Here is a 26,392-nt window from a genome sequence, read left to right as displayed (position 1 = left end):
TTTTAGTTGATGAGGTTTCAATTAATTAAATGTTTTTATTTTAATTTCGAAGCCATAATTAATGCGTTATACGCATTAACCATTTTACCAGATACAGATAAATTTGTAAACGATTGTTCGTTGCTAGCATCTCCACCAACAACTACTTTTATTTTAATAGGTAATCCAGAATCCATGATTACACGCTTCACTTGAGAAGCAGATAATTTAGGATATTGAGAACGGATTAACGCAGCAACACCAGCAACTGCAGGAGATGCCATAGATGTTCCTCCTTTGGTATCGTATTTATCGCTACCAGGTACCGTAGAGTAAATTTCTGCTCCAGGAGCAAATACATCTACATTAATTTTACCATAGTTAGAGAAACCAGCCACCATTTCTGGTCCGTATTTAGGAGCTAATGCACCAACAGATAAAAAGTTATCTGAAATTTCTGGTCCGTTGTTAGTATTGTCTGTAGGATAGTGATGTTTTTCTTTATCTAAATCCATGCCTTCATTTCCAGCAGCCATTACTAATAATACGTCGTGATCTGCCGCATATTTAATAGCATCTTGTACCCAGTCACTATGTGGCGAGTAGTATTTACCAAAACTTCCGTTAATAACTTTAGCACCATTGTCTACAGCATAACGAATTCCTAAAGCAACATCTTTATCGTATTCATCTCCGTTAGAAACAACTCTTAAGCTCATAATTTTTACATTATTTGCTACACCATTTGCTCCTAAACCATTGTTACGTTCTGCAGCAATTATTCCTGTAACGTGTGTACCATGACTTTCAGAATCTTCGGTTGGCATCACGTTTCCATTTCCGTAACCAACATCGGTTAAATCATCGATATCATCGCCTGTTTTTCTACCCTCAAATTTCATATTAAGGTTATAGTTTAAACGGTCTGAAATGCTTTCTGCTCCATTTTTCAATTCTTTTTTAGCGGCATTTATATCATCAAAACCAAGACCTAAAATATATTTAGCCATGGCTGTAGCTGTTGCTAACTCTTCGTTATCACCAGCGGTAATACCTTCAAGATCGGCTAAGCTATAGTCGGTTTTGTTAAGTTTAGCAACTATAGTTTCGTCTGCACCTTTCAATTGTTGTAATAATTGATCGTACTGTGTTTTATAGTTAATAAATTTACCGTACTCCTCGTCGTATTCTTTCTGAGCTCTTTCGTAATCAGGGTTAGAGGTGTCTCCACTAGCTAGTATACGTACAAATTCTAATTGTTCTTCGTAAGTATCTCCTAAAAAGTTCCATCCGTGAATATCGTCTACATATCCATTTTTATCGTCGTCTATACCGTTACCTGGAATTTCGTCTTCGTTTGTCCAAATAACACCATCTAAATCTTCGTGCTCAATATCTATTCCGGAATCAATTACTGCAACAATTACAGTTTTTCCAGCATTATCTTTAATAATTTCTGAGTAAGCTTTATCGACGCTCATACCTGGAATTGTATCGGTAATAAGGTCTAAGTGTCCCCAATTGTGTTGCTCTGTCTCAGTTAAATCTGAAACTTTTAATGGCGCAGTATCTATATTCTCAATAGGTGTAGATAATACTTTTGCTCCACCACCACAGCTCGTTAAAATAGTTGCAGCAAAGGCAGAAATTAGAATAGGTTTAATAAAATTCATGAGTTATTTGTATGTTAATTAAATATATCGTTGCACGTAAACGTATCTTTTAAACGCACACCTTTTTCTGTGTGTTGAAGTGTGATAATTTCGTTATGAGCATCGTGCTCCAAAAATAGGTAATAATTATTATCAGCAGCTTGTTTTAAAAACTTTTCTTTCTCGCCAAGGGTTATCAGCGGTCTAGTGTCGTAGCCCACCACATAGGCCAATGGAATATGTCCTGCAGTTGGTAATAAATCGGCCATAAATACTATGGTTTTATCCTTGTATTTAATTTGAGGAATCATTTGTTTATCGGTATGGCCATCGACAAATAATATATCGAATCCCAATTCGCTATTTTCTAAGATATCGGTTTTTGGAAGTCCTGTAAATTTTAATTGACCACTTTCTTCCATGGGAATAATATTTTCTTTAAGAAAAGAAGCGCCTTCTCTAACGTTAGGATGCGTGGCCCAAGCCCAATGGTCTTTATTGCTCCAAAAATGAGCATTTTTAAAAGCCGGTTCGTAACCGGTTCTGTCTTTATTCCATTGAATACATCCACCAGAATGATCAAAATGTAGATGTGTTAAAAAGACATCGGTAATATCATCTCTATGAAATCCATATTGTTTAAGTGATGCATCTATAGAATGGTTACCCCAAAGCGAATAATATCCAAAAAACTTATCAGATTGTTTGTCTCCCATTCCAGTGTCTATTAAAATAAGCCTGTTACCATCTTCAATTAATAGAGATCTCGCGGCGATATCAATTAAATTATTTGAATCTGCCGGGTTTGTTCTTTGCCAAATGGTTTTAGGAACTACGCCAAACATAGCACCGCCATCTAGCTTAAAATTACCAGTTTCAATGGGATATAATTTCATGGTTTATAAATTTTTCAGTGTAAAGTTAAAAAGAGTGTAGCAGTTTTAATGAATTCTCAATTTTTATTAGCTCTTTTTTAACATAAAATAGCCTACCGGCACATTATTTAACCCAAAACTTTTATATATTCAACCTTTGAAAAAATAATACATGTTAGAATTAGCGGGGATAATCATACTAGGAATATTAGCACAATGGGTGGCTTGGAAATTTAAGATTCCGGCTATTTTACCTTTAATTCTTATTGGATTATTGGTAGGGCCGTTTGCCGCCGAATTTTTTTCTGACGATGGCTCTAAATGGATAGAACCTATTTGGAATGGGAGAGAAGGTTTATTTCCAGGAGAAAGCTTGTTTTATTTTGTGTCGCTGGCCATAAGTATTATTCTATTTGAAGGTGGCTTGACTCTAAAATTAAGCGAGATTAAAAATGTAGCACCGTCAATTACAAAATTAATTACCCTTGGTGCAGCCGTAACGTTTTTTGGCGCGGCCATTGCGGCGCATTATACGTTTTACTTAAGTTGGGAAATGTCGTTTCTATTTTCCGGATTAATCATTGTAACCGGACCTACAGTAATTACACCCATTTTAAGAAATATTCCGTTGCCTAAAGATGTTTCTGCCGTGTTAAAATGGGAAGGTATTTTAATAGATCCTATTGGAGCATTAATTGCCGTTTTGGTATTCGAATTTATTAGTGTAGACGCTGGAGGTGAATTTACTAAGCGGGCTTTTATTGAGTTTGGAAAGATTGTATTATTCGGATTCTCTTTTGGATTTACATTTGCTCATGCTTTAAACACGATTATTAACCGAAAATGGATTCCTCATTATTTATTAAATGTGTTTGCCTTAGCATCTGTTTTAGGTGTCTTTGTATTATCAGATTCTTTTGCGCACGAATCGGGACTTTTAGCCGTAGTTGTTATGGGAATGGTTCTCGGAAATTCTAAATCGGCTTACTTAAAAGAATTACTTTATTTTAAAGAATCGCTTAGTGTTCTGTTAATTTCAATCTTGTTTATTTTATTGGCTGCCAATATTAACATGAGTGATTTGTTACTTATTTTTAATTGGAATACAGCTGTTTTATTTGCTATAGTAGTCTTTATTATTCGTCCGATAGCCGTGTTTTTAAGTACGTATAAATCGACTTTAAAATTCAATGAAAAACTATTTATTAGTTGGGTTGGACCACGTGGTATTGTCGCGGCAGGTATTGCCTCCTTATTTGGTTTAAAATTGGCTAAAAGTGGCGTTCCAGATGCTGAATATATTACCCCATTAGTATTCATGATTGTGTTGGGTACAGTATTATTAAATGCCACAACAGCACGTATGTTTGCCAAGCTTATTGGTGTATTCTTGAAAAAATCTGAAGGTATTTTAATTGTAGGAGCTTCTAAACTTTCTCGTCTTATAGGTCATTATTTAGAAGAAAACGGACGACATGTGGTGTTAATAGATAGTAATCAAGAAAATATTAAAAAGAGTGAAGAGCTTGGATTAGAAGGGATTAATACCAATATTTATTCGGATACCTTAATGGATAATATCGAATTAAACGACGTCGGGTATCTTATGGCATTAACTGCAAGTGCCGATATTAATACGTATGCGATAAATAAATTTGGTGAACAATTTGGTGAAAATGGATCGTTTAGGTTATTAACAGCCGACGAAATGAGCAATAGCGATAAATTACCGCGAGAAGGTTTATTTGCGCAATCCGATGATTTTAATTCGTTAAGTGAAGTCGCTCGTAAATTTCCAGCAGTTAATGAAATTGAAATAAAAGACAAATCTCACTTTATAAGCCTGTTAAAAATTAGTGATGCCGACGCAGATATTATTCCTATTTTTATTAAAAACAATAAGGGTGTGCTAGATATTATTTCGGCTTCAAATAAGGAGAAGCATATTATAGAACCTGGATTTAAATTAGTCTACATCGGAAAACCTTTTGATGTCGAGAAAATGTAGGATTTAGTACAAGATGTTATAGTAAAAGAGATAATGTTTAATACGAAGTATTAACGGAGATTACTGCTTGTTTTGTAACATGTTGTGAGTAAATAAATAGAGGTATTTAATGAGTGCAAGTAAAATAGATATTCTTAATATTTTTCTCATATTTATATCATTATTTATTGCTATTAAAATTCCTTTTGAACTGTTTATATTCTCTTATGCCGCTTTAGGGCCTTTACATTATCTGACAGAAATAAATTGGCTCCATCAAAAGAACTATTTTATATCATCGCATAAAAATTGGTCAATTATATTAATTGTTTTAACCATCTTAATTAGCATTTATCCTATTGTTAAGTTTAGTGGTTTGGGATTAACTGAATCGGCAGAATATGTTATAAATCTATTAAAAGGGAAAACAAAACTGTTTTTATTAATAGGTTTTTTATTTGCAATAAGTTTAATTTTTTTGAAAAGCAATAAGGGTGTAGTCATAGCTCTTGTTTTTATAATATTCTTTTCTTTTATCACCATTACCTTTTATCCTAAACCTTTTTTTATAATAGGAGCATTGCTACCAACTTTAATTCATGTTTACGTTTTTACTTTATTTTTCATTTTTTATGGTGCATTGAAATCTAGGAGTAAATATGGGTTTTATTTAGGCATTATATTATTTACCATTCCCTTTATTATATCTTATATACCGATTAAATATTTAAACTATAATCCTTCAGAAGAAACCATTCAAACTTTTTTTAATACTGATATGATAAGTTTGAGTGAAATTGTTTCTAAACTTTTAAACGGATTTAAAGACGATAAGTTTCTTCCTTTATCGGAATTAGGGATAAGAATTGAAATTTTTATAGCTTTTGCTTATACCTATCATTATTTGAATTGGTTTTCAAAGACATCAATAATAGGATGGAAGGATACTATTTCTAAACAGAAAGTTTTACTAATACTTTTAATTTGGGTGGCATCTGTAGGTTTGTATATCTATGATTTTAAGATAGGTTTAATTGCTCTGTTTTTTCTAAGTTATTTGCATGTTTTATTAGAATTACCATTAAACTTAATTACTATAAAAGGACTACTGTTTTTATCTAAATTTAAGCGTAATTAAAAGATTACTTTTCATAGATTGTTTGAATATTTACGTTTTAATTTCAAACTAAGACCTACCTCATATGTATTTCTGTGAAGGTTTTATCTACAATTAACTCTTGAGTTATTTTACTTCGTTCTAAAGTTTCAATGTTAATTTCTACATTATCAATTTCAATTTTAGACATCTCAAAAGGAATCCCTATAAATTTCAATTTAAAGCGCGTATAAGGCGTTGTAAAAGTGCCTGTGGTATGTTGGTTTATAATTAATTCGTTTGCTTTACCAGTGAGTTTAAATTTACTCAAAATATAGCGTCCCTTTGTATAATCGTATCCATCATGTGCATCGTCAAATAACAGGGATTGTTCTTTTCCTAATTTGTAGCGGACTTCTAAAGTGATTTCGTCAAATTCTCGTTCGCCTACATATTGCTGAATCGGATATTTTGGAATGATGGTACCTTCTTTTACAAAAATCGGCATGGTGTCTAAATCGGCATCAACCCATATTTCTCTGCCACCTTTAACCAGTGCGTTAGTCCAATGGTTATACCAATTTCCACGTGGAATATACATGCGTCTGCCTTTAGAATTTGGTTCTAAAATAGGACAAACTAAAATATCGTTTCCGTAGATAAATTCGTCTGTTCTGTAATGGGTTTGTATATCGTCTTGATCGAAGAGTACTAGCGATTTTAATATTGGTATACCTTCGTCTAAATATTGCCAAAAAGCCGAGTATAAATAGGGCAGAAGCTGGTATCGTAATTCTATAAACGCACGGACTATATCTGTAACTTCGTCACCAAACATCCAAGGTTCTTGATCGCCATGATCTCCAGAAGAATGTGTTCTGCAAAACGGATGAAATACCCCAAGCTGAATCCAGCGTGTAAATAACTCGCCATTTGGTTGTTCTGCAAAGCCTCCAATATCACTTCCTACAAACGAAAAACCCGAAAGGGCCATACGTTGTGCTTGTACATTGGCAATCCATAAATGTTCCCACGTGGCTACGTTATCTCCCGTCCAAGTCGAGGAGTAGCGTTGCGTGCCTGCATAGGCGGCTCTGGTAATTACAAACGGACGCTTAGGGTAGGCAAATTTCTTTAAGCCTTGATAGGTTGCTCTAGCCATTTGCATGCCGTAAATATTATGTGCTTTTCTGTGGCTACACGGATTTCCGTCGTAATCGTGACGGACATCGTCCGGGAAGGTTTTGTTAGGAACTTCCATAATAGCAGGTTCGTTCATATCGTTCCAAACACCTTTTACACCTATATCTTCTACGAGTTCCTTAAATAAATCGGCCCACCAGGCTCTCACGTCTTTATTTGTGTAATCTGGAAAAACACATTGTCCAGGCCATACTTTTCCCTTCATATGTGGTCCGTCGGCACGTCTGCAGAAATAATCGTTGTCTAAACCTTCTTTAAAAATGGCATATTCTGGATCGATTTTAATTCCGGGATCAATAATAACGATAGTTTTAAATCCGTCGTCGGCTAATTCTTTAACCATGCGTTTCGGATCAGGGAAATACTCTTTGTTCCAGGTAAAACAACGAAAGCCCTCCATATAATCGATATCTAAATAAATCGCATCGCAAGGAATTTGTAATGCTCTAAATGTTGAGGTGATTTCTTTGACTTTAGCTTCCGGATAATAACTCCATTTACATTGGTGATAGCCAAGCGTCCACATGGGTGGTAACTGATGAGGTTTTCCTGTTAAATCTGTATATTTAGAGACCACATCGTTCATTTTAGGTCCGTAAATAAAGTAGTAATTCATTTCGCCACCCACAGCCCAAAAACTGGTTACATTTTTGCGTTCATGAGAAAAATCAAAATTAGACCTAAAGGTATTATCGAAAAATACTCCATAAGACCGGCCGTGATGCAAACCGGTATAAAACGGAATGGATTTATATAAGGGATCGGTATATTTACCATAAGCGAACGAGTCTGATACCCAATTTTCGAAACGTTTACCTTTTAGGTTTAAATGATCTGCTTTATCGCCAAGGCCGTAATAACTTTCGCCGTCGTGAGAGACTTTACTCATTTTTACAATGTTACCACCATATTCGTAGCTTTCTTCCCAATGAAATCCGATCTCATCCTGACAAATTAAAGTGTTGTCAACAGCATCGAACAACTTCACTTTTAGATTGCTTTTAAAAATTCTACATATCACCTTAGAAGTGGTAATGATGTAAATATCCTTGGTTTCTTTAATATCTAAATAATTGTAACCTGTTTTGGCATATTTTGAGACGGCATACGAAAAATCATTTTCGAAATTACAATTTGTAGCATATCGAAAACGTAAAATACTATCTCGAACAATTGTAAGTTGGAGCACCACACCATTCTCAGTCCTAAAATGAAGTGTATCTATGTTTTTTTCGTAAGAAACGATGTGATTGGGATACTGGTTTCCTTTTTGTTCTAATTCGGTATTAGTAATCATAAGCTATTAATTGGGATGTATATAAACCTAATAATTTTTTTCCAAAATATCGGTTGAGGCATTATAATTCTTTTGTGTGGAGTCCATTGCGTGCTATAAATACCTGCTAAAAACAAAAACGCATCACTCTGAAAGCGATTTCAGGATGATGCGTTTGTTATATTAACTACTAATTTTATTTATATTTAAACACACAAATAGCTAAAGGCGGTACTAATATAGTAGCCGTAAATGGTTTATTATTCGTGGTGTTCTTTTTCACTTTAATGGCTTTAATATTTAAATTATTACCACCACCAAATTCTGAACTATCACTATTAAAAACTTCTACTAAACTGCCTTTTCTAGGCACTCCAATATCGTATTTTTCGTGGTAGTTCGGAGTGAAATTGCAAACAACAATAAGATCGTTTTTCTCGTCATGTCCTTTTCTAATATAAGACATGACTGCATTTTTATGATCGTCGTAACTAATCCATTCAAATCCTGCCTGCGCAAATCCTTTTTCGTATAAAGCAGGTGTGTTTTTATAGAGTGTATTTAAGGTTTTTACATAGCTTTTAGTCTGAATATGAGGTTTAAATTCTAATAAATTCCAATCTAAACTTGTTTGAAAATTCCATTCGTTATATTGACCAAATTCCGCTCCCATAAACAGTAACTTAGTTCCTGGATGCGTGTACATATAACCTAACATGAGCCTTAAATTAGCAAAACGTTGCCATTCATCGCCAGGCATTCTACCCAATACCGAGTTTTTACCGTACACCACTTCGTCGTGCGAAATAGGAAGCATAAAATGTTCGGAAAACGCATATGCTAAACTAAACGTAATTTCGTTTTGGTGATAACTTCTATAAATCGGATCTTTCTTAAAATAATCTAAGGTGTCGTGCATCCAACCCATCATCCATTTCATACCAAAACCTAAACCACCATGTTCAACTTTATTGGTTACACCGGTAAAGGCAGTAGATTCTTCAGCAATGGTTTGTACACCATCGAACATAGAATATATGGCTTGGTTACATTCTTTTAAAAACGAAATAGCTTCAAGGTTTTCGTTTCCGCCATAAATATTTGGTTCCCATTCTCCGTCTTCTCTAGAATAATCTAGATAAATCATAGAGGCAACAGCATCGACACGTAAGGCATCTACATGATAATTTTTAAGCCAATACACGGCATTACTTATTAAAAACGATCGTACTTCTGGGCGTTCATAATTAAAAATTAAACTCTTCCAATCTTGGTGATATCCTTTTCTAATATCTGGATGTTCGTATAAATTAGACCCATCAAAATTTCCTAATCCATGAGCGTCTGAAGGAAAATGGGAGGGAACCCAATCTAAGATCACTCCAATATCTGCATCGTGAAAGGCGTCTATTAAGCCCATAAATTCTTGCGGTGTTCCAAATCTAGAAGTCGGAGCAAAATACCCTGTAATTTGATATCCCCAAGACGGATCGTAAGGATACTCCATAATAGGCATAAATTCTACGTGTGTAAAATTTAATTCTTTTACATAGTCTACTAAAGTTTTAGATAGCTCTGCATAGGTTAAAAAACGATCTTCTTCTACATTTTTCATCCACGAGCCTAAATGCACTTCGTAAACCGCATACGGTCTATCTAGTCCGTTTTTCTCGCTTCTATAAGACATCCAACTTTTATCTTTCCAGGTGTAATTGGAGGTTTCCCAAACAATAGAAGCTGTTTTTGGAGGATGTTCGCAACGCACAGCATAGGGATCTGCTTTTTCTGTTTTTACGTCGTTAATATTGCTGGTAATGGCATATTTGTATAAAGAGCCTTTACCAACATGAGGTATAAACCCTTCCCATATACCACTAGAATCCCAACGGACATATAGCGGATGTTCTTCTGCGTTCCAAAAGTTAAAATCACCAATTACCGAGACGGATTTCGCGCTGGGAGCCCAAACCGAAAAGTAGGTCCCTTTTTCACCTTCATAGGTAACAATATGCGATCCGAATTTTTCGAATAGATTGTAATGTTTTCCTGATTTGAATAGGTTTATATCAAAGTCAGTAAATAAGCTAAAAGGTTTAACCTTTGTCATAGTAGTATGTTGTAAATCGCTTCAATATTAATTGAAGTAAAAAATATAATTAAAAGGAATTAAAGTACAAATCCTGATGGAATAATAGCTCCTTTTTTAATAACTACAATACCATCTCTAATTACATAAAGATCGGTTTCTGTATCTTCTAAATGTTTTCCTCCATTAATAGTTACATCGTCTCCAATTTTACTGTTTTTATCGATAATAGCATTGTTAATAACACAACGTTCACCGATACCAACAAGTATTTGGATGTGGTTTTTCTCGATTTCTTCAAGAGTTTCATAATAATCAGATCCCATAATATAGGCGTTGGTTATTACGGTATCTTTTCCAATACGAGCACGAATACCAATTACAGATTTTTCAATTTTTGAAGCTTGAATAATACAACCTTCAGCAATTACGGCTTCGTTTAATGTTGTTCCTGCTAGTTTTGTAGTTGGAAGTATTCTAGCACGTGTATAGATACGTTGATCTTTATCGTATAAATTGAATTTAGGAATATCGTCCGTTAGTCCAATATTGGCTTCAAAGAAAGATTCTATGGTTCCGATATCTGTCCAATAGCCTTCATATTGATAACTATATACAGGGCGTTTACCAATAGCTTGTGGTATAATTTCTTTACCAAAATCGTTAGTAGACGGGTCGTTCATTAAATCTACTAACAATTGTTTATTGAAAACATAAATACCCATAGACGCTAAATAATGACGTCCTTCTTCTTTCATTTCATTACTTACTTCAGATTCCCAACCTTTAATTAATTCACTGTTAGGTTTTTCGATAAATGAAGAAATCATACTGTTTTCATCGGTTTTTAAAATTCCGAAAGATGTCCCGTCTTTAGCATTTACAGGATAGGTAGCGACACTAATTTCGGCACCGCTTTGTATATGCTTTTCAATCATTTCATTAAAATCCATTTGATACAGCTGATCTCCAGATAGGATTAGAGCGTATTCAAAATCGTTTCTTAAAAAATGATGCATGCTTTGTCTCACGGCATCTGCTGTACCTTGAAACCAATTACTGTTAGACATGGTTTGTTCTGCAGCCAATACTTCTACAAAAGCTGAGCTAAAAAAACTAAAATGATATGTGTCTTTAATATGTTTGTTTAAAGAGGCAGAGTTAAACTGTGTAAGGACAAACATACGTTTGATGTCTGAGTTAATACAGTTTGAAATAGGAATATCAACTAAGCGGTATTTTCCTGCGATAGGAACAGCTGGTTTAGATCTGTCTTCTGTTAAAGGATAGAGTCTTGAACCTTGACCCCCACCTAAAATTATTGATAATACTTTGTTGTTCATCATAAAAAAGGATTTAATGAGTTATAGACGTTTATATATGATTTAGCTGAGGCATGCCAAGAATGGTCTATAGACATAATTTCAGATCTAGTTTGTTTAAATTTATCGGTGTAGTAGAAGGCGTTAGCACGTTCTATGGCTTCACAGACTTCTGAAACGGTTGCCGAATTATGGCAAATTCCGAATCCGCCATCTAAAATATCTTCTACCGTGTCTTTTAATCCGCCTACGCTGTTTACTACAGGAATAGTACCGTATTTTAAAGAATACATTTGGTTTAGACCACAAGGCTCTACACGCGATGGCATTAATAGAAAATCGGCTCCAGCATAAATAATGTGAGAGAGTTTCTCGTCGTAACCTATAAAAGCATTGTATTTATCACCAAATTTTGTTTTAAGGTTTCTAAGTTCGTTTTCCGTATGTTTTTCACCAGAACCCAGGAGTAAAATAGAGATGTCGTTACCAAATAAGGATTCTGAAAATATTTTAGGAAATAAATCGGCTCCTTTCTGTTCTACCAAACGTCCAATAAATGCAAAAAGGGGTCTGTTAACATCTAAATTAAATTCGTTACACAGCCATTCTTTATTGGCTTGTTTTCCTGCTTCTACCGTATCCTGATTGTAATTTTTAATTATTAAAGGATCGGTTTCTGTGTTCCAAACGTCGGTATCAATTCCATTTAAAATACCAATACATTTAGCATGCTCATTACTTAATAAGGTCTCTAGGCCATTGGCACTCTCTTTTAACTCGTCCATGTAGCTTGGAGATACTGTAGAAACAATCCAAGAACATTTTATAGCACAAGCTAAGGGGTTAATAAGGTGGTTCCAATCTAACAAACCAACACGGCTGAATTTAAATTCAGGAATAAGATACACTAAATCGTGAGAAAAAGAACCTTGATATTGAGCATTATGTATTGTAAATGCTACAGGAATCTTCCTTAACATAGAATATCTGTACGATTCTTGAGCCATAAACGGAATAAGACCGGTATGGTGATCGTGACAATGAATAACATCTGGTAATGTTTCACTCTGAGCAATCCAATCTAAAGCTGCAATTTGAAAAGCTAAAAATCGTTCTGTATCATCGGAAGTGTACACAAAATCTGAATACAAAAGCTCGGGAACGTCTACAAAGTAAATATCGAAACCTAAAGTATTATCTACTAAGGTTAAAATTCTAAAATCATAATCTGTTTCACCCATAAGAATAGTATCGTTATATACAGGCTTAAACTTATGTGTTTTAGTGAATTTGTTATTGTAGAAAGGCATTACAACTTGAGCCGTAGCTCCAAGTTCATTTTGGTATTTTGGTAGCGCACCTAATACATCTGCTAAACCTCCGATTTTAGCAATTGGATAACATTCGGCACTTAGATGAGTGATAATCATAGTTTATAAAATGGCATTTGTCCCTAAATTTAAAAATATTAATTGAATCCGTTATTATGATTTATATCTATTATTAAAAAAAAAGTTAATAGAATTAGTAATAATTTTTTTAGAATTAATTTTTATCAGAATTTTCGGGGATGGCTGGGCTATGAGCCCTGTATTTTACTGGAAATTAATTTATAGCAAAAAAAAAGACTGTCTTTTCAGACAGTCTTTTTATATAAAAATATTGTGAGTTTTTTAATCGTTTAATTTTAAAACGGCCATAAACGCTTGTTGTGGGATTTCTACATTTCCTACCTGACGCATACGTTTTTTTCCTTTTTTCTGCTTTTCTAAAAGTTTACGTTTTCTAGAGATATCTCCTCCGTAACATTTAGCGGTTACATCTTTACGTAAAGCTTTAATGGTTTCTCTAGAAATAATTTTAGCACCAATAGCAGCCTGAATTGGAATATCGAATTGCTGACGTGGAATTAATTCCTTCAGTTTTTCACACATTTTCTTTCCAATACTCTGCGCATTATCGGCGTGAATTAATGCAGAAAGTGCATCTACAGGTTGTGCGTTTAGTAAAATGTCTAATCTTACTAATTTAGACGTTTTCATACCAATAGGGTGGTAATCGAAAGATGCATATCCTTTAGAAACTGTTTTTAAACGATCATAAAAATCAAATACAATTTCGGCTAGAGGCATATCAAACGTTAACTCTACACGCTCTGGTGTTAAGTAGGTCTGATTTAAAATCATACCACGTTTTTCAATACAAAGTGACATCACATTTCCTACGAAATCTGCTTTTGTAATGATGGTTGCTTTTATATACGGTTCTTCAACTCTGTTTACTGTTGAAGGATCTGGTAAATCTGAAGGGTTATTTACAATAAATGGCGTATCTGGATTTTTGTTTGTAAAAGCGTTGTAAGATACGTTGGGTACGGTTGTAATCACAGTCATATCAAATTCACGTTCTAAACGTTCCTGAATAATTTCCATGTGAAGCATTCCTAAGAATCCACAACGGAATCCAAAACCTAAAGCTGCAGAACTTTCTGGAAAGAACACTAACGAAGCATCGTTAAGTTGTAACTTTTCCATAGAGTTACGTAGCTCTTCGTAATCTTCTGTATCTACAGGGTAAATACCAGCGAATACCATTGGTTTTACGTCTTCGAAACCTTCAACTATATTTGTTGTAGGATTGTCAAAATCTGTAATAGTATCTCCTACTTTTACTTCTTTTGCTGTTTTAATACCCGTAATTAGATATCCAACATCTCCAGCTTTTACACTTTTTTTAGCGACTTGGGTTAGTTTTAAAGTTCCCACTTCGTCGGCATAATATTCTTTAGCTGTAGCGACAAATTTAATTTTCTGTCCTTTTTTAATTTCACCATTAAAGACTCTAAAATAAGTTTCAATACCTCTAAACGTATTGTAAACCGAGTCGAAAATTAAAGCTTGAAGCGGTTCGTTAGGATCTCCTTTTGGAGCAGGAATACGTTCAATTACGGCTTCTAAAATTTTATCTACTCCAAAACCTGTTTTTCCACTTGCATGAATAACATCTTCTGGATTACATCCTAAAAGTTCAACGATATCGTCTGTAACTTCTTCTGGATTAGCACTAGGTAAATCTACTTTATTAAGAACAGGAATAATTTCCAAATCGTTTTCTAAAGCTAAGTATAGGTTAGAAATTGTTTGTGCCTGAATACTTTGCGCGGCATCTACAATTAAAAGAGCACCTTCACACGCAGCAATAGATCGAGATACTTCGTAAGAGAAGTCTACGTGACCAGGAGTATCAATAAGGTTTAAAACATATTCTTCACCTTTATAGATATAATCCATTTGGATGGCGTGCGATTTAATGGTAATACCACGCTCGCGCTCCAAATCCATAGAATCTAATAGCTGATTTTGTTTTTCACGTTCGGTTACCGAACCTGTGTAATCTAATAAACGATCGGCTAAAGTACTTTTACCGTGATCGATGTGTGCAATGATGCAAAAATTTCTGATGTTCTTCATAAAGAAAAATATACCTGGCTTTAATCTGCAAATATAGGTGATTTACATTTGCTATTATGTTTTTTTTAAACAGGAGTTTTTATGACTAAAAAAAATATCAAATAAAAAAGTTTTTCCGTAAAAGTATTAGATTCATTTAACCTAAATTTGTAACTATCAACCTCTTTATATGTACATTAAGTTAATGCTCCTTCTTTTTTTATGCTCTTCTGTGTGTTTTTCTCAAGACATTCAGGTTTCCGGCTCTATAAAAAATGTAAATGACTTACCCGTTGATTTTGCAAATGTTATTCTTACAAATTCAGAAGATGCTACTGTAGTCCATGGTACTACTAGCCAGGAAGATGGACGTTATATTTTAAATAATGTTGCGCTTGGATCCTACATTTTGGAGATTAGTTTTATTGGTTATACGACTTACAAAGTAAATTTAGAGATAGAGCGCACTACAGAATTAGGTCCTATTGTGTTGGAAGAATCTACAGAGGAGTTAGCGACCGTAAACCTAGTATCTAATAAACCAACGTTTATAAAACAGTCTGATCGCATTATATTTAATATAGAAAAAACCTCATTAACAGAAGGAAGTGTTATGGATGTGCTAAGAAGTACGCCTGGTGTTTTAGTGATGAACGATGAAATTAGCGTGAAAAATAATACTAATATTATTTATTTAGTTAATAATAAAAGAGTGCATTTAACGGGAGAAGATCTGCAACAGTTATTAGCAGGAACAGATGCCTCTCATATAGAATCGGTCGAGGTTATTACCAATCCGTCTGCAAAATATGATGCTGAAGGAGCGGCTTTGATTAATATAAATATGAGTAAAAATTTAATTACGGGTTACAATGGTAGTTTGTACGCAAATTATACTCAAGGTATTTATCCGAGATTTAATGCAGGGATGAATCATTTCTATAAAACAGAAAAACTAGACATTTTTGCAAACTACTCTTATGGAGAAAGTGAATTGTATCAATACAATACAAGTGATGTTAACTTTATAGAAAATAATACTACAATAGGCACTTGGCACAGTGAAAACGATAGAGATACAAATACAAAATCTCACAATGCTAATGCTAATATAGATTATGCTTTTAACAATGCTAATGTATTGTCTTTCGCGACCAATGTAAATGTTACGCCGTATTGGAAGCGTGAGGGATATATGGAAACGGACGCTGTAGATTCTTCATTTAGTTCTATGAACAATATGGACGATTCTAAAGTGAACGTCGCAGCCAATTTAAGTTATGTAAACACATCTAAATCGGGAGATGTGTTTTCTGTGAATTTACACCATACCAATTATGATTACGATAGATATCAAGATATTCAATCCATGTATTTTAATGTTAGTGATCAGCTAACAAGAAGTAATATTTTTAATTCGATGTCCGATCAAAAAACAAAAATATTTTCTGCTCAGGCAGATTATAGTATGAGTTTTGAGCAGGAAATAGACTTAGAATTTGGTGTAAAATCATCGGTTATCGATTCTAAAAGTGGCTTAGATCAATACTATTTGAAAGAAAACAAGTATTGGAACGATGAAGAAAATAGCGGTATTTTTGAATATAACGAAATTAATTATGCAGGATATATTAATGCCTCTAAAGCTTGGGAAACCTGGTATATATCTGCAGGATTACGTGGTGAGTTTACCGATGTAGAAGGGGAAATAAGCACCACTAATGAGAGTAATAGTTTCGATTATTTTAAATTATTTCCAACTTTAAATATCTCTAAAGATTTTAATGAAAATAATAGCTTGGGACTATCCTATGGCAAACGAATTGAAAGGCCTACGTACTCGTCTTTAAATCCGTTTAAATATTATTTTAACGATTATATTTATCTTCAAGGAAACCCTAATTTACAACCTACAATATCTCATTTAACCACGCTGTCTTACACTTTACAAGGGACTTATACTTTTGAGTTGTATTATCGTTACGAAAAGGATCCGACATCAGAATTAGTTTTTCAAGATAATAGTAGCAACGAGATTGTTTACAAACCTACAAATATGGAAAAATCGATCGATTATGGTTTCGATTTTTTAACGTTTAAACCCATAACGGGTTTTTGGTCTGTGTATTTTGTGAATTCTATTTTTCATACAAGAGACTACTTTACGGCGGCCCAAAGCGGGAATTCTACAGAATATAACGAAACGTGGTCTGTATACTCTAACATGATGAATTTCTTTACCTTTTTAGAGGATCGTAGTTTAAGTGGCGAAATTTCGGTGTTGTATATGGCTCCAATGATTAATGGATCGTCCGATGTGACTTCAAGAACGCAAGTAGATTTAGGAGTTAAGAAGAGTTTTAATAACGGGAAATGGGTAGCTTCGCTAAAAGCAAGTGATATTTTTAGAACTACAGATTTTACTGTTAAAAACAAATATTTAAATCAGGATAACCAATATTACAGCCGATTTGACAACCAATGGTTTCGTTTAGGATTGCGTTATAATTTTGGAAATACTAGGTTAACTACCAATGAAAAAAATGAAAAAGAATTAAATGAACGTAATCGTTTGAATTCTGAAGGCTCACATAATTAGAGTTATTCTAATTGATTGACTTATAATGTTTTTATATCTTCTTTTTATTTAAATATTTATCTTATTTTTGAGCAACCATTTTTCATTATATGTCATTCAAACTAACATATTTATTATTATTTATATCATGCTTTTGCTTTGCTCAAGAAAATAAAATTTCTGGTAAAGTTCAAGACAATAATGGTGCTCCTATCGCCTATGCGAATGTTATTTTGGCAAATAAACAAGATGAAGCAAATATTTCAGGAACAATAACAAACGAAACAGGACACTTTGTTATCAAGAATATTGAAACCGGAACGTATAATTTAGAAATTAGTTTTGTAGGATATTCTAGTTATTCTACAGAGTTAGTTATAGATAAAGTGCTTTTCCTGAATTCTGTTGTTTTAAAAGAAATATCTCCAGAAGAGTTAGAGGTTATAGAAGTTATTGTTGAAGACGTAGATAAATAAAATTATGTATTAAAGAAAAGGCCTCGAGTAATAATCTCTGCTTAATCTTTCAATTTAAATCCGTCATCTACAAAACATTAAAGAATTAGTATTTATTCCTCAATTTAAGTATTTTTGCTCACTTAAAAAATAGACTTTGGTTAAAATAGATACTATAGAACTTCCCGATTTTCCTTTGCTTTTAGCACCTATGGAAGATGTAAGCGATCCCCCTTTTCGAGCATTATGTAAAGAACAAGGTGCAGATGTCGTGTATACAGAATTTATTTCTAGCGAAGGGCTAATTCGCGATGCTGTAAAAAGCACTATGAAGTTAGATATCTATGAAAAAGAACGCCCAGTGGGTATTCAAATATTTGGAGCTAATTTAGAAAGTATGCTTCAGACGGTAGATATTGTTACTGCCTCTAAACCCGATATAATCGATATTAATTTTGGATGTCCTGTAAAAAAAGTAGTCTCTAAAGGCGCTGGAGCGGGTATTTTAAAAGATATAGATTTAATGGTGAGTTTAACCGAAGCTATGGTAAAGCGCACTAATCTTCCTATTACTGTAAAAACCCGTTTAGGTTGGGACCACGATTCTATTCGGATTATGGAAGTTGCCGAACGTTTACAAGATGTTGGTTGTAAAGCGATTTCTATTCACGGACGTACACGTGCGCAGATGTATAAAGGTGATGCTGATTGGGGACCTATTGCCGATGTTAAAAACAATCCGAGAATGCATATTCCTGTATTTGGAAACGGAGATGTAGATACGCCAGAGAAGGCCATGAAAATGCGAGATGAGTACGGTTTAGATGGCTGTATGATTGGTCGTGCTAGTATTGGAAATCCATGGTTTTTTAAGCAAGTAAAACACTTTTTTGAAACCGGAGAACATCTTGCTCCAATTACAATTGAAGAGCGTGTAGAAGCCGCTAAGCGTCATTTACAAATGGCTATAGACTGGAAAGGTGAGGTTTTAGGCGTTTTTGAAACCCGTCGTCACTATACCAATTACTTTAAAGGCATTCCGCATTTTAAAGAATACCGCCAGAAAATGGTGACTAGTGATGCTTCTAAAGATGTTTTTGATGCTTTTGATTTGGTATTAAACGATTTTTCCGATTATCAGTTTAAGCAATAAACAGCTTTAAATAGATTCTATTAGAGACTTAGAAATCCTTACCGAAGCAATTTTCGAAGCGATTATCCCTAAGACCGATATGGTGAGCATAACTACAATAATATTAGATATTGTAATTGCAACCGGATAGGGTAGGCTAGGAGTAATCATAACCAAAGAAAACGCTTGTTGGATGGCTACAATTATAAGTCCGAGAATTAATCCCGCCATCCCTCCAAAAACAGACATTAAGCTACCTTGGTAGAAAAATATGCGTCTAATGTCTTTAACAGAAGCGCCGAGTTTGTATAGCGTACTTAGCGTTTTTTTCTTGTCTAAAATCATCATTATTATCGAGCCAATTACGTTAAATAATGCGATGATTAAAACTAAGGTAAAGATTAAATAGACTGCTAAATTTTCGGTATTCAGCATTTTATAAAGCGCATCATTTAATTGAATACGATTTTTAATGATAATATTATCCCCTAATATATGTTGTAACAGCGGTTTTACGGCGTCTTCGTCTGCATTAGGACTTAACTTAAACTCTATCGCAGAAAGCTCATGTTTCTCATAACTTAAAAGTTCGCGAGACATTTCTAAATCGGCGTATACATAAGTTTCGTTTAGAGTTTCGTTAATATCGAATAAGCCTACATTGATACACTGTATGGAGTTAAAAGCACTTTTAGTTGAGGTGATTTGGCCTGTTCCGGGTTTGGGAACATAAATAGTAACAGATTTCCCATAATCTAGAACCCCAAGCGATAAATGATTGGAAATTCCCCACCCAGCAACCATTTGGTCGGTGTTAGGTCGTAACCAGCTTCCTTGAATAATTACAGAATCTATGGCGTTTACGCGATTATAGTTTTCATCGACACCTTTTATAAAAGCCGGAAAATTTTTATCGTCGTAGGCTAGGATAACGCGTTCTTCAATAATTTTTGAGTACGAAGCAACCTCTTCTAGGGCCTGTAATTTTTCAAACTGATTATCGGTAAGAATAAACGATTTTCCTGAAGCAGGAACCGCCTTTAAATCGGGGTCGATTATAGTGGAAAATTGTAGCGAAAAATCCTTTAATCCAGAAAATCCGGAAAGGACAATAAATAATGAAGCCGCACCAAGAATAACACCTACTGCAGCAATTATAGTAATAAAATTAATGGCATTGTTGCTGCTTTTAGAGCGCAAATAGCGTTTCGCAATGTACAGCGGAAAATTCAATTTACGATTTTTTATGATCTCCTAAAAGACCTGGGTCTTTAATAGGGTTGTCTTTTCCTTTTAAAGATTGCTCTATTTGGTCGATGTATTCTAAAGAATCGTCTACAAAGAATTCTAAGTTAGGCATTCTGCGTAATTGGTGTTTTGTACGTTGTGCTAATTCGTGTCTAATTAATGGTTTATTAGAACGAATACCGACTAGTAATTCTTTTGCTTTATCGTTTGGAAAAATACTAAGATATACTTTCGCAATAGATAAATCGACAGTTACATTTACTTTAGATACCGAAATTAGTATCCCTTGCATACCGCCTTGTGTTGCTGCACTTTGAAGTACATCTACTAAATCACGTTGTAAAACTGAGCCTATTTTTTTTTGTCTATTACTTTCCATGATGCAAAAATAGTCGATATTTAAAGATTATCTTACTTTTTGATTGTAAAATTTACTTTGTGGTTAAAAAGTATAAAATTATTAATTAACAATGGTTTATGGATTGAGCTGTAAATTTAGTGCTCTGTAAAGATAATTTTTAAAAAAGTAATTATAAAAACACTTGCAGTATTTTAAAAATAAATGTAATATTGCACTCCAATTTTGAGGTCCTATAGCTCAGTTGGTTAGAGCACCTGACTCATAATCAGGTGGTCCCTGGTTCGAGCCCAGGTGGGACCACTTCAATAATTGTAAAGCCTTTCGAGAAATCGAGAGGCTTTTTTTGTTTTAGGCACTCAAGGTTTTCAAATTACTATCTGTTAAATTTAAGATGCGTTCTTATTCTTAATTCTAGAAGGAATACAGCACCATTTCAATATAGCAAAACGCGATCTACACAGTTTAAAGTGCCTTATTCTCTAACCTATTTCAATACCTCTATTATTTTGTCGTTATTTGTTTTTCGAGGTCGAAGATTTTAAATGTTAATGTAATAATGACTTTAATCGACTTTTAGTAATTTGGGTCGCGATTTGTAAAGACACAATCTGTGTTGTGTTTTACAGCATTTAACTTTTAGATTAAAAAACTTTAGAATGGATATTGTTATTATTGAAGACGAAGATTTAGCGGCAAATTCTTTAGAGAGTATGCTACTAAAAATGGAATATCCCATTACTATAAAAAAACGATTAGAAAGTGTCGAACAGTCTTTAAACTGGTTTAAAACCAATACCTGCGATCTTATTTTAAGCGATATTCACTTGGGCGACGGTGAGAGTTTTGAGATTTTCGAAACTTTGGAAATTAAAATTCCAATTATTTTTACAACGGCTTTCGACCAATATGCCATACAATCGTTTCAGTTTTTTGCTATCGATTATATATTAAAACCATATGATAAGGTGCGTCTGGAAAATGCCATAAAAAAGCATATTAATTTTAATGAAAACACGGTAGTCGATTATAGTCAGTTAGATAAATTTCTTACGCAACTAAAAGCCGGTAATGAAAAGAAAGAAGAACAAGGCCGATTTTTAGTAACTAAAGGCGAAACCTTACTATCTATAGAAAGCGAGGAAATTGCTTATTTTATGGCGGAAAATAAATCTCTTTTTATATTCACAACTGCTGGAGATAGTTATTTGTACGACGATACCATTTCTAATTTGGAACATAAATTATCCGAAAAGCACTTTTTTAAAATAAACAGAAAATACATTATTAGTCATCTAGCTATTAAAACCATTGTAAAATACAGTCAGAATAGATTGAAAATAGAATTGCAAACACCAGTAAATGCTAACGACTTGATTTTTGTAAGTTCCAATCGTATAAATGCTTTTAAAGATTGGTTAAATCGCTAATATGTCTTCAAACAATTTATTCTTAAAATTTAAACAACATAGACAATACTTTTTTATTAGTTTATTGTTTGTTGCGATGTACTTTGTTGGGAGTGCGTTAATAACTCCAAAAATTACTTCTGTTACCGAGAACTTAGTCGAAGACCTTATTCAGGGGAATTTAAAGTCTAAGGAAAATGTGGTGCTATTCGAATTTAATCAGCTTAATAGTTATTTAATCGATGCCGAAAAAGTAATCGAATATTCCGCAGAAACCTCTAACCAAGAATTGAAAGATAAATTACTGTTCTCTTCGGGATTAGCACTAGAAAATCAGAACATTTCAAATACGTTTGTTCAATTTATAAACCAGGATGTAGCATCGTTTTATAGCGCAAATACCGATTCGTTATATGCGGAGGAAATTAAAATGTATCTCAGCGATAAACCTGTATTAAAAACTAAGAGTACAAGAGATACTATTATAACCCAGCAAGATCGCGTGCTGTATAGAAAGTCGTGTTCGGTTAAATTAGAAAATGGCACGAGTGTGACTTTTGGTTACGATGTAGACCTGTTGAACTTTTGGGAGTATTTCTCCGAAAAATATAAAGGCGATGGTGGTTATACTGTGGTGGCCAATAAAGACGGGATTTGCATTTTACATCCCGACACTAAGTATATTGGAAAAAAATTACACAGTTATTTTAATTCTATTTCTATAGATAAAGTCCTTCAGAGTACCATTCAAATTAATGGTTATTATGTGCCCAGAAACGACAATATACTTAAAACTAAAGCCGTTTCAGAATTTCTAGATTTAGAAGTTTTAAGGTATTACGATACTATTAAAATAAATAATACACCATTAATTGTCGTGGTTAGTTTTCCGTTAGAAATTCATCTGCAAGAGACTACACAGAGTATACAACGCTATTTTTCATGGATTAGTTTCTTAGCTTTTGCAACATTCATGCTTATTTTAATAGTGTATAGGTTGCAGTTAAAAAAAGAGTTTGTAGAAAATTTAAGGGTTTTAGAAGAGAAGGAACAGTTAATTTATGCAAACGAGAAATATCAAAAAGAAAATGCAGTGCTTCAATTAAATCAGTTAAAGAAGAAGATGAATCCTCATTTTTTATTTAATAGTCTTAATTCATTACATGTATTAATAGATTTAAATCCGGAGTTGTCTCAGCAATTTGTATTAAAGCTGGCAGATGTGTATCGCTATCTTTTGGAAGAACGCGAGGGAAATTTAATCACTGTAAAAAAAGAAATAACCTTTTTAAAGCAATATGTGTTTTTGCAGGAAATACGATTTAATAACAGTTTAAATGTTTCCATAATACATAATAACAACGACAAAGTTCTTCAAAATAAAATTCCCTTTTTGTCTTTAGAAACGTTGGTAGAAAATGCGATAAAGCATAATAATATTACAAAGCAAAATCCTTTATTTATAGAAATTAGAATTCTAAACGATAAGATCGAAGTTTTAAATAATTATATGCCAAGAAAGCAAAAAGCTGAGAATAGTCATCATATCGGATTAACTTATTTAGAAAATACGTATCTACATTATCAAATAAAAGACTTCAAAACGGAGATTTTAGACGGTAAATTTATCTGTACACTGCCCTTTATTAACGTAAAATAGCATTTCACTCCTTGTTTTACTGAGTTCACTCCTTTTTGTTTTGGGAACTCTGTTATTTAATGAAAATTTGACACATAATTAACATTTTTATGAAATACTATTTCTTTAAGGGTAATGCCTTTTTCCGTTTTTCTGTTTTTTGTATGCTAGTCTTAGTTAGCCATATAAATTATGCTCAAGACAAAGAGAGTGACGTAAAAAAAGATAGCACAGATACTTCTGATAGTAAAAAACTAAATTATCAGAAATTTTTAAAAGAAGGAAACGTTAAAAAAGGAGTCTTCAATATTTATACGATAAAGGAAGATTATTATTTCGAAATTCCGGATTCACTGCTTTCTAAAGATTTTCTTGTAGTTAATAAAGTCTCTAGCGTGCCTTACGCTTTAAACGGTCATGGGTTAAATAAAGGGATGACGTTCGAAACCAAATTAGTTCGGTTTTACAGAGATACAATCTTAAATAAAATTTGGGTTAAAACCATAAATCCAAAGGTGAAATCTCCCGTAAACGATGCGATTACGTTGTCTGTTAAAGATAATTTTAGAGAGTCTGTTATTGAAGAATTTGATATTGAAGCGAAGAATACAGATTCTACTTCTGTATTTATAAAAGTGAATAAAGTATTTAACGGAAAAGAGAAAAGTTTTAGCGATGTGCTTACTAATATTGGTTTAGGAGGTAGTGTAAAAACAAAGCTTTCTAAAATAGAAGCCATTAAGTCTTTTCCAGAAAATATTGTTGTAAAATCAGAATTAACAACGTCTGTTGCCGAAGGTAAAAGTCCGGATTTACCATTAACCATTGGAGTTACTACAAATATTGTATTATTGCCGACCGAAATTATGAAACCACGTTTCGACGATAATCGTATTGGGTATTTTAGTATTCCAGTGGAATATTATTCTGATAGTCAGCATGAAGTTGAAACACGTCACATGATTACGCGTTGGAATTTACAACCAAAAGATGAAGATATAGAAGCGTATAAAAAAGGGGAGTTAGTAGAGCCTAAAAAGCCAATTGTATATTATATAGATCCTGCAACACCAAAACAATGGAGACCTTACATAGAGCAAGGTGTTTACGATTGGAATGTGGCTTTCGAAGCAGCTGGATTTAAGAATGCTGTAACAGTTAAATTTCCGTCGGATACAGATTTAGATTTCGATGCCGACGATGTGCGCTATTCTGTAATTACATATGCGGCTTCAGAAAAACAAAATGCTATGGGACCATCGGTTGTCGATCCTAGAAGTGGAGAGATTTTAGAATCTGATATTATTTGGTGGCACAACCTTATGAAAGGATTACACTCTTGGATACGTGTGCAAACGGGACCAATAGATCCTAAAGCTAGAGGTAATAAATTCTCCGACGAACATATGGGAGAAGCTATTCGTTTTGTGTCTTCTCACGAAGTTGGACATACGTTCGGATTAAAACACAATATGGGCGCTTCTTTTAGCTACCCTGTAGATTCCTTAAGATCGCGAACGTTTACTTCTAAAATGGGAGGTACAGCGCCATCTATTATGGATTATGCACGATTTAATTATGTGGCACAACCAGAAGATAATGTTGTAGATATTACACCAAAAATTGGAGTGTACGATACATATGCGATTGATTGGGGATACCGATGGATAGAAAATAAAACAGCTCACGAAGAGTTGCCCATTTTAAATGAATGGATACGCAAGCACGAAAATAATCCGTTGTATTTCTATGGCGCACAACAAAGCGATGTGGTCGATCCAAGATCTCAGAGCGAAGACTTAGGAGATAATGCAGTTAAGGCTAGTGAATACGGACTTAAAAACTTAAAACGAATTGTTCCTAATATTTTGAAGTGGACAAATGAAGCGGGACAAGATTATTACAAAGCATCTAAATTGTATAAATCGGTTATCGATCAGTGGGAATTATACAATAACCACGTGATGGCAAATATTGGTGGTGTATATATAAACAATACTATTTATGGCGATGGGAAAGACACTTATAAACCAGTGTCAGGAGCGTTTCAAAAGGAAGCTCTAGATTATTTAATTACCAATGCTATATTACCTCAAAAATGGTTGTTCACACCAGAAATAATGAACAAGATTTTTGCTGTTAGAGATGCTCCAGATGGCGAACGTTATTATTCTCCGGTTTCTATGCTACGCATCTATCAAACCAATGTTATTTACGCCTTGTTAAAAACAGATCGTTTAATGCGTATTACAGAGAACGAAGTGTTGTTAAATGAAGACGAAGAGGTTTTTACCGAAGAGTATTTATTTGACACATTGTTTGATGCCATTTTTGAAAAGACAAAACATGGGAAATCTTTAGATATGTTCGATCGTATTACTCAGAAAAATTATATCGATGTTTTAACTGTAGATAGAAATAAACTTCTAGAAAAAACGAAAGAAAATACGGTTTCAGACGACACTAACAACTTCAAAAATATTCATTTTTCTTATTTGCCTAGAGTTGCAGATATCGGAACAAGCAAAAGAGCCGCTTTAGAGAAAGCATTAGAATTATTAGAAAAAAAGAAAAGAAAAGGAGATCGCGCGACTAAAGAGCATTACAGTGATTTGATTGCGCGAATTACTTATAATTTGAAAAACTAA

Annotated in this window: 17 protein-coding genes and 1 tRNA gene; 9 read left to right on the top strand and 9 right to left on the bottom strand. The window is 33.7% G+C overall.

What is annotated here, in order from left to right; genetic code table 11:
• Positions 1-35: 35 nt before the first annotated feature.
• The gene (locus ACKC83_RS04840; RefSeq protein ID WP_434037209.1) at positions 36-1,652 is read right to left on the bottom strand and encodes a S8 family peptidase; all 1,617 of its coding nucleotides are present in this window, start codon (positions 1,650-1,652) and stop codon (positions 36-38) included.
• Between the two features lie 14 nt (positions 1,653-1,666).
• Entirely contained in the window at positions 1,667-2,527 is an 861-nt protein-coding gene (locus ACKC83_RS04835) for an MBL fold metallo-hydrolase (RefSeq protein WP_414035903.1), read from the bottom strand.
• A 151-nt stretch (positions 2,528-2,678) separates the two neighbouring features.
• On the opposite strand from ACKC83_RS04835, the gene ACKC83_RS04830 reads away from it, so the two are divergent.
• Together ACKC83_RS04830 and ACKC83_RS04825 are read left to right on the top strand one after the other, a co-directional pair.
• A complete protein-coding gene (locus tag ACKC83_RS04830; RefSeq protein ID WP_414035904.1) occupies positions 2,679-4,514 on the top strand; it encodes a cation:proton antiporter in 1,836 nt (611 codons plus the stop codon).
• 109 nt (positions 4,515-4,623) lie between these two features.
• A complete protein-coding gene (locus ACKC83_RS04825) occupies positions 4,624-5,631 on the top strand; it encodes a hypothetical protein (RefSeq protein WP_434037208.1) in 1,008 nt (335 codons plus the stop codon).
• 55 nt (positions 5,632-5,686) lie between these two features.
• Here ACKC83_RS04825 and ACKC83_RS04820 read toward each other — a convergent pair whose 3' ends face one another.
• The 5 genes from ACKC83_RS04820 to lepA form a co-directional block, all read right to left on the bottom strand.
• Positions 5,687-8,089: a glycoside hydrolase family 31 protein gene (locus ACKC83_RS04820; RefSeq protein ID WP_434037207.1), complete on the bottom strand. Its 2,403-nt coding sequence runs from the start codon at positions 8,087-8,089 to the stop codon at positions 5,687-5,689.
• Positions 8,090-8,264: 175 nt separating this feature from the next.
• Positions 8,265-10,175 (bottom strand): 1,4-alpha-glucan branching protein GlgB, encoded by a 1,911-nt coding sequence (glgB, locus tag ACKC83_RS04815; protein WP_434037206.1) that lies wholly within the window; start codon positions 10,173-10,175, stop codon positions 8,265-8,267.
• A 59-nt stretch (positions 10,176-10,234) separates the two neighbouring features.
• Complete coding sequence (locus tag ACKC83_RS04810; protein WP_434037205.1) at positions 10,235-11,500, bottom strand: glucose-1-phosphate adenylyltransferase; 1,266 nt, start codon at positions 11,498-11,500, stop codon at positions 10,235-10,237.
• Positions 11,497-12,906 carry a glycogen synthase gene (locus ACKC83_RS04805; protein ID WP_414035909.1) on the bottom strand — a complete coding sequence of 470 codons (1,410 nt, stop codon included), beginning with the start codon at positions 12,904-12,906 and terminating at the stop codon, positions 11,497-11,499. The genes ACKC83_RS04810 and ACKC83_RS04805 overlap by 4 nt, the downstream gene beginning before the upstream one ends.
• Before the next feature lie 243 nt (positions 12,907-13,149).
• Positions 13,150-14,946, bottom strand: coding sequence for a translation elongation factor 4 (gene lepA, locus ACKC83_RS04800; RefSeq protein ID WP_414035910.1), 1,797 nt, complete (start codon positions 14,944-14,946; stop codon positions 13,150-13,152).
• Between the two features lie 169 nt (positions 14,947-15,115).
• Here lepA and ACKC83_RS04795 point away from each other — a divergent pair, with 169 nt between their 5' ends.
• The 3 genes from ACKC83_RS04795 (at position 15,116) to dusB (ending at position 19,111) form a co-directional block, all read left to right on the top strand.
• Positions 15,116-17,524, top strand: a complete 2,409-nt coding sequence (locus ACKC83_RS04795; protein ID WP_434037204.1) for an outer membrane beta-barrel protein — start codon at positions 15,116-15,118, stop codon at positions 17,522-17,524.
• Positions 17,525-17,613: 89 nt separating this feature from the next.
• Entirely contained in the window at positions 17,614-17,979 is a 366-nt protein-coding gene (locus ACKC83_RS04790) for a carboxypeptidase-like regulatory domain-containing protein (RefSeq protein WP_414035912.1), read from the top strand.
• 136 nt (positions 17,980-18,115) lie between these two features.
• Positions 18,116-19,111 carry a tRNA dihydrouridine synthase DusB gene (dusB, locus tag ACKC83_RS04785; protein ID WP_414035913.1) on the top strand — a complete coding sequence of 332 codons (996 nt, stop codon included), beginning with the start codon at positions 18,116-18,118 and terminating at the stop codon, positions 19,109-19,111.
• A 6-nt stretch (positions 19,112-19,117) separates the two neighbouring features.
• On the opposite strand, the gene ACKC83_RS04780 is transcribed toward dusB, so the two are convergent.
• Both ACKC83_RS04780 and rbfA read right to left on the bottom strand, forming a co-directional pair.
• Complete coding sequence (locus ACKC83_RS04780) at positions 19,118-20,323, bottom strand: ABC transporter permease (RefSeq protein WP_434037203.1); 1,206 nt, start codon at positions 20,321-20,323, stop codon at positions 19,118-19,120.
• A 1-nt stretch (position 20,324) separates the two neighbouring features.
• Positions 20,325-20,717 (bottom strand): 30S ribosome-binding factor RbfA, encoded by a 393-nt coding sequence (rbfA, locus tag ACKC83_RS04775; protein ID WP_382381038.1) that lies wholly within the window; start codon positions 20,715-20,717, stop codon positions 20,325-20,327.
• 208 nt (positions 20,718-20,925) lie between these two features.
• On the opposite strand from rbfA, the gene ACKC83_RS04770 reads away from it, so the two are divergent.
• From ACKC83_RS04770 to ACKC83_RS04755, 4 genes are all read left to right on the top strand, one after another.
• Positions 20,926-20,999 (top strand) — tRNA-Ile (locus tag ACKC83_RS04770).
• 356 nt (positions 21,000-21,355) lie between these two features.
• Positions 21,356-22,126 (top strand): LytR/AlgR family response regulator transcription factor, encoded by a 771-nt coding sequence (locus ACKC83_RS04765; RefSeq protein WP_434037202.1) that lies wholly within the window; start codon positions 21,356-21,358, stop codon positions 22,124-22,126.
• 1 nt (position 22,127) lies between these two features.
• On the top strand, positions 22,128-23,765 hold the full coding sequence (locus ACKC83_RS04760; RefSeq protein ID WP_434037201.1) for a histidine kinase: 1,638 nt from the start codon (positions 22,128-22,130) through the stop codon (positions 23,763-23,765).
• A gap of 89 nt (positions 23,766-23,854) precedes the next feature.
• Positions 23,855-26,392, top strand: coding sequence for a zinc-dependent metalloprotease (locus ACKC83_RS04755; protein ID WP_434037200.1), 2,538 nt, complete (start codon positions 23,855-23,857; stop codon positions 26,390-26,392).

Source organism: Formosa bonchosmolovskayae (assembly GCF_051016085.1).
Lineage (GTDB): Bacteria > Bacteroidota > Bacteroidia > Flavobacteriales > Flavobacteriaceae > Formosa.
This window is presented reverse-complemented; position numbering and strand designations above follow the sequence as displayed.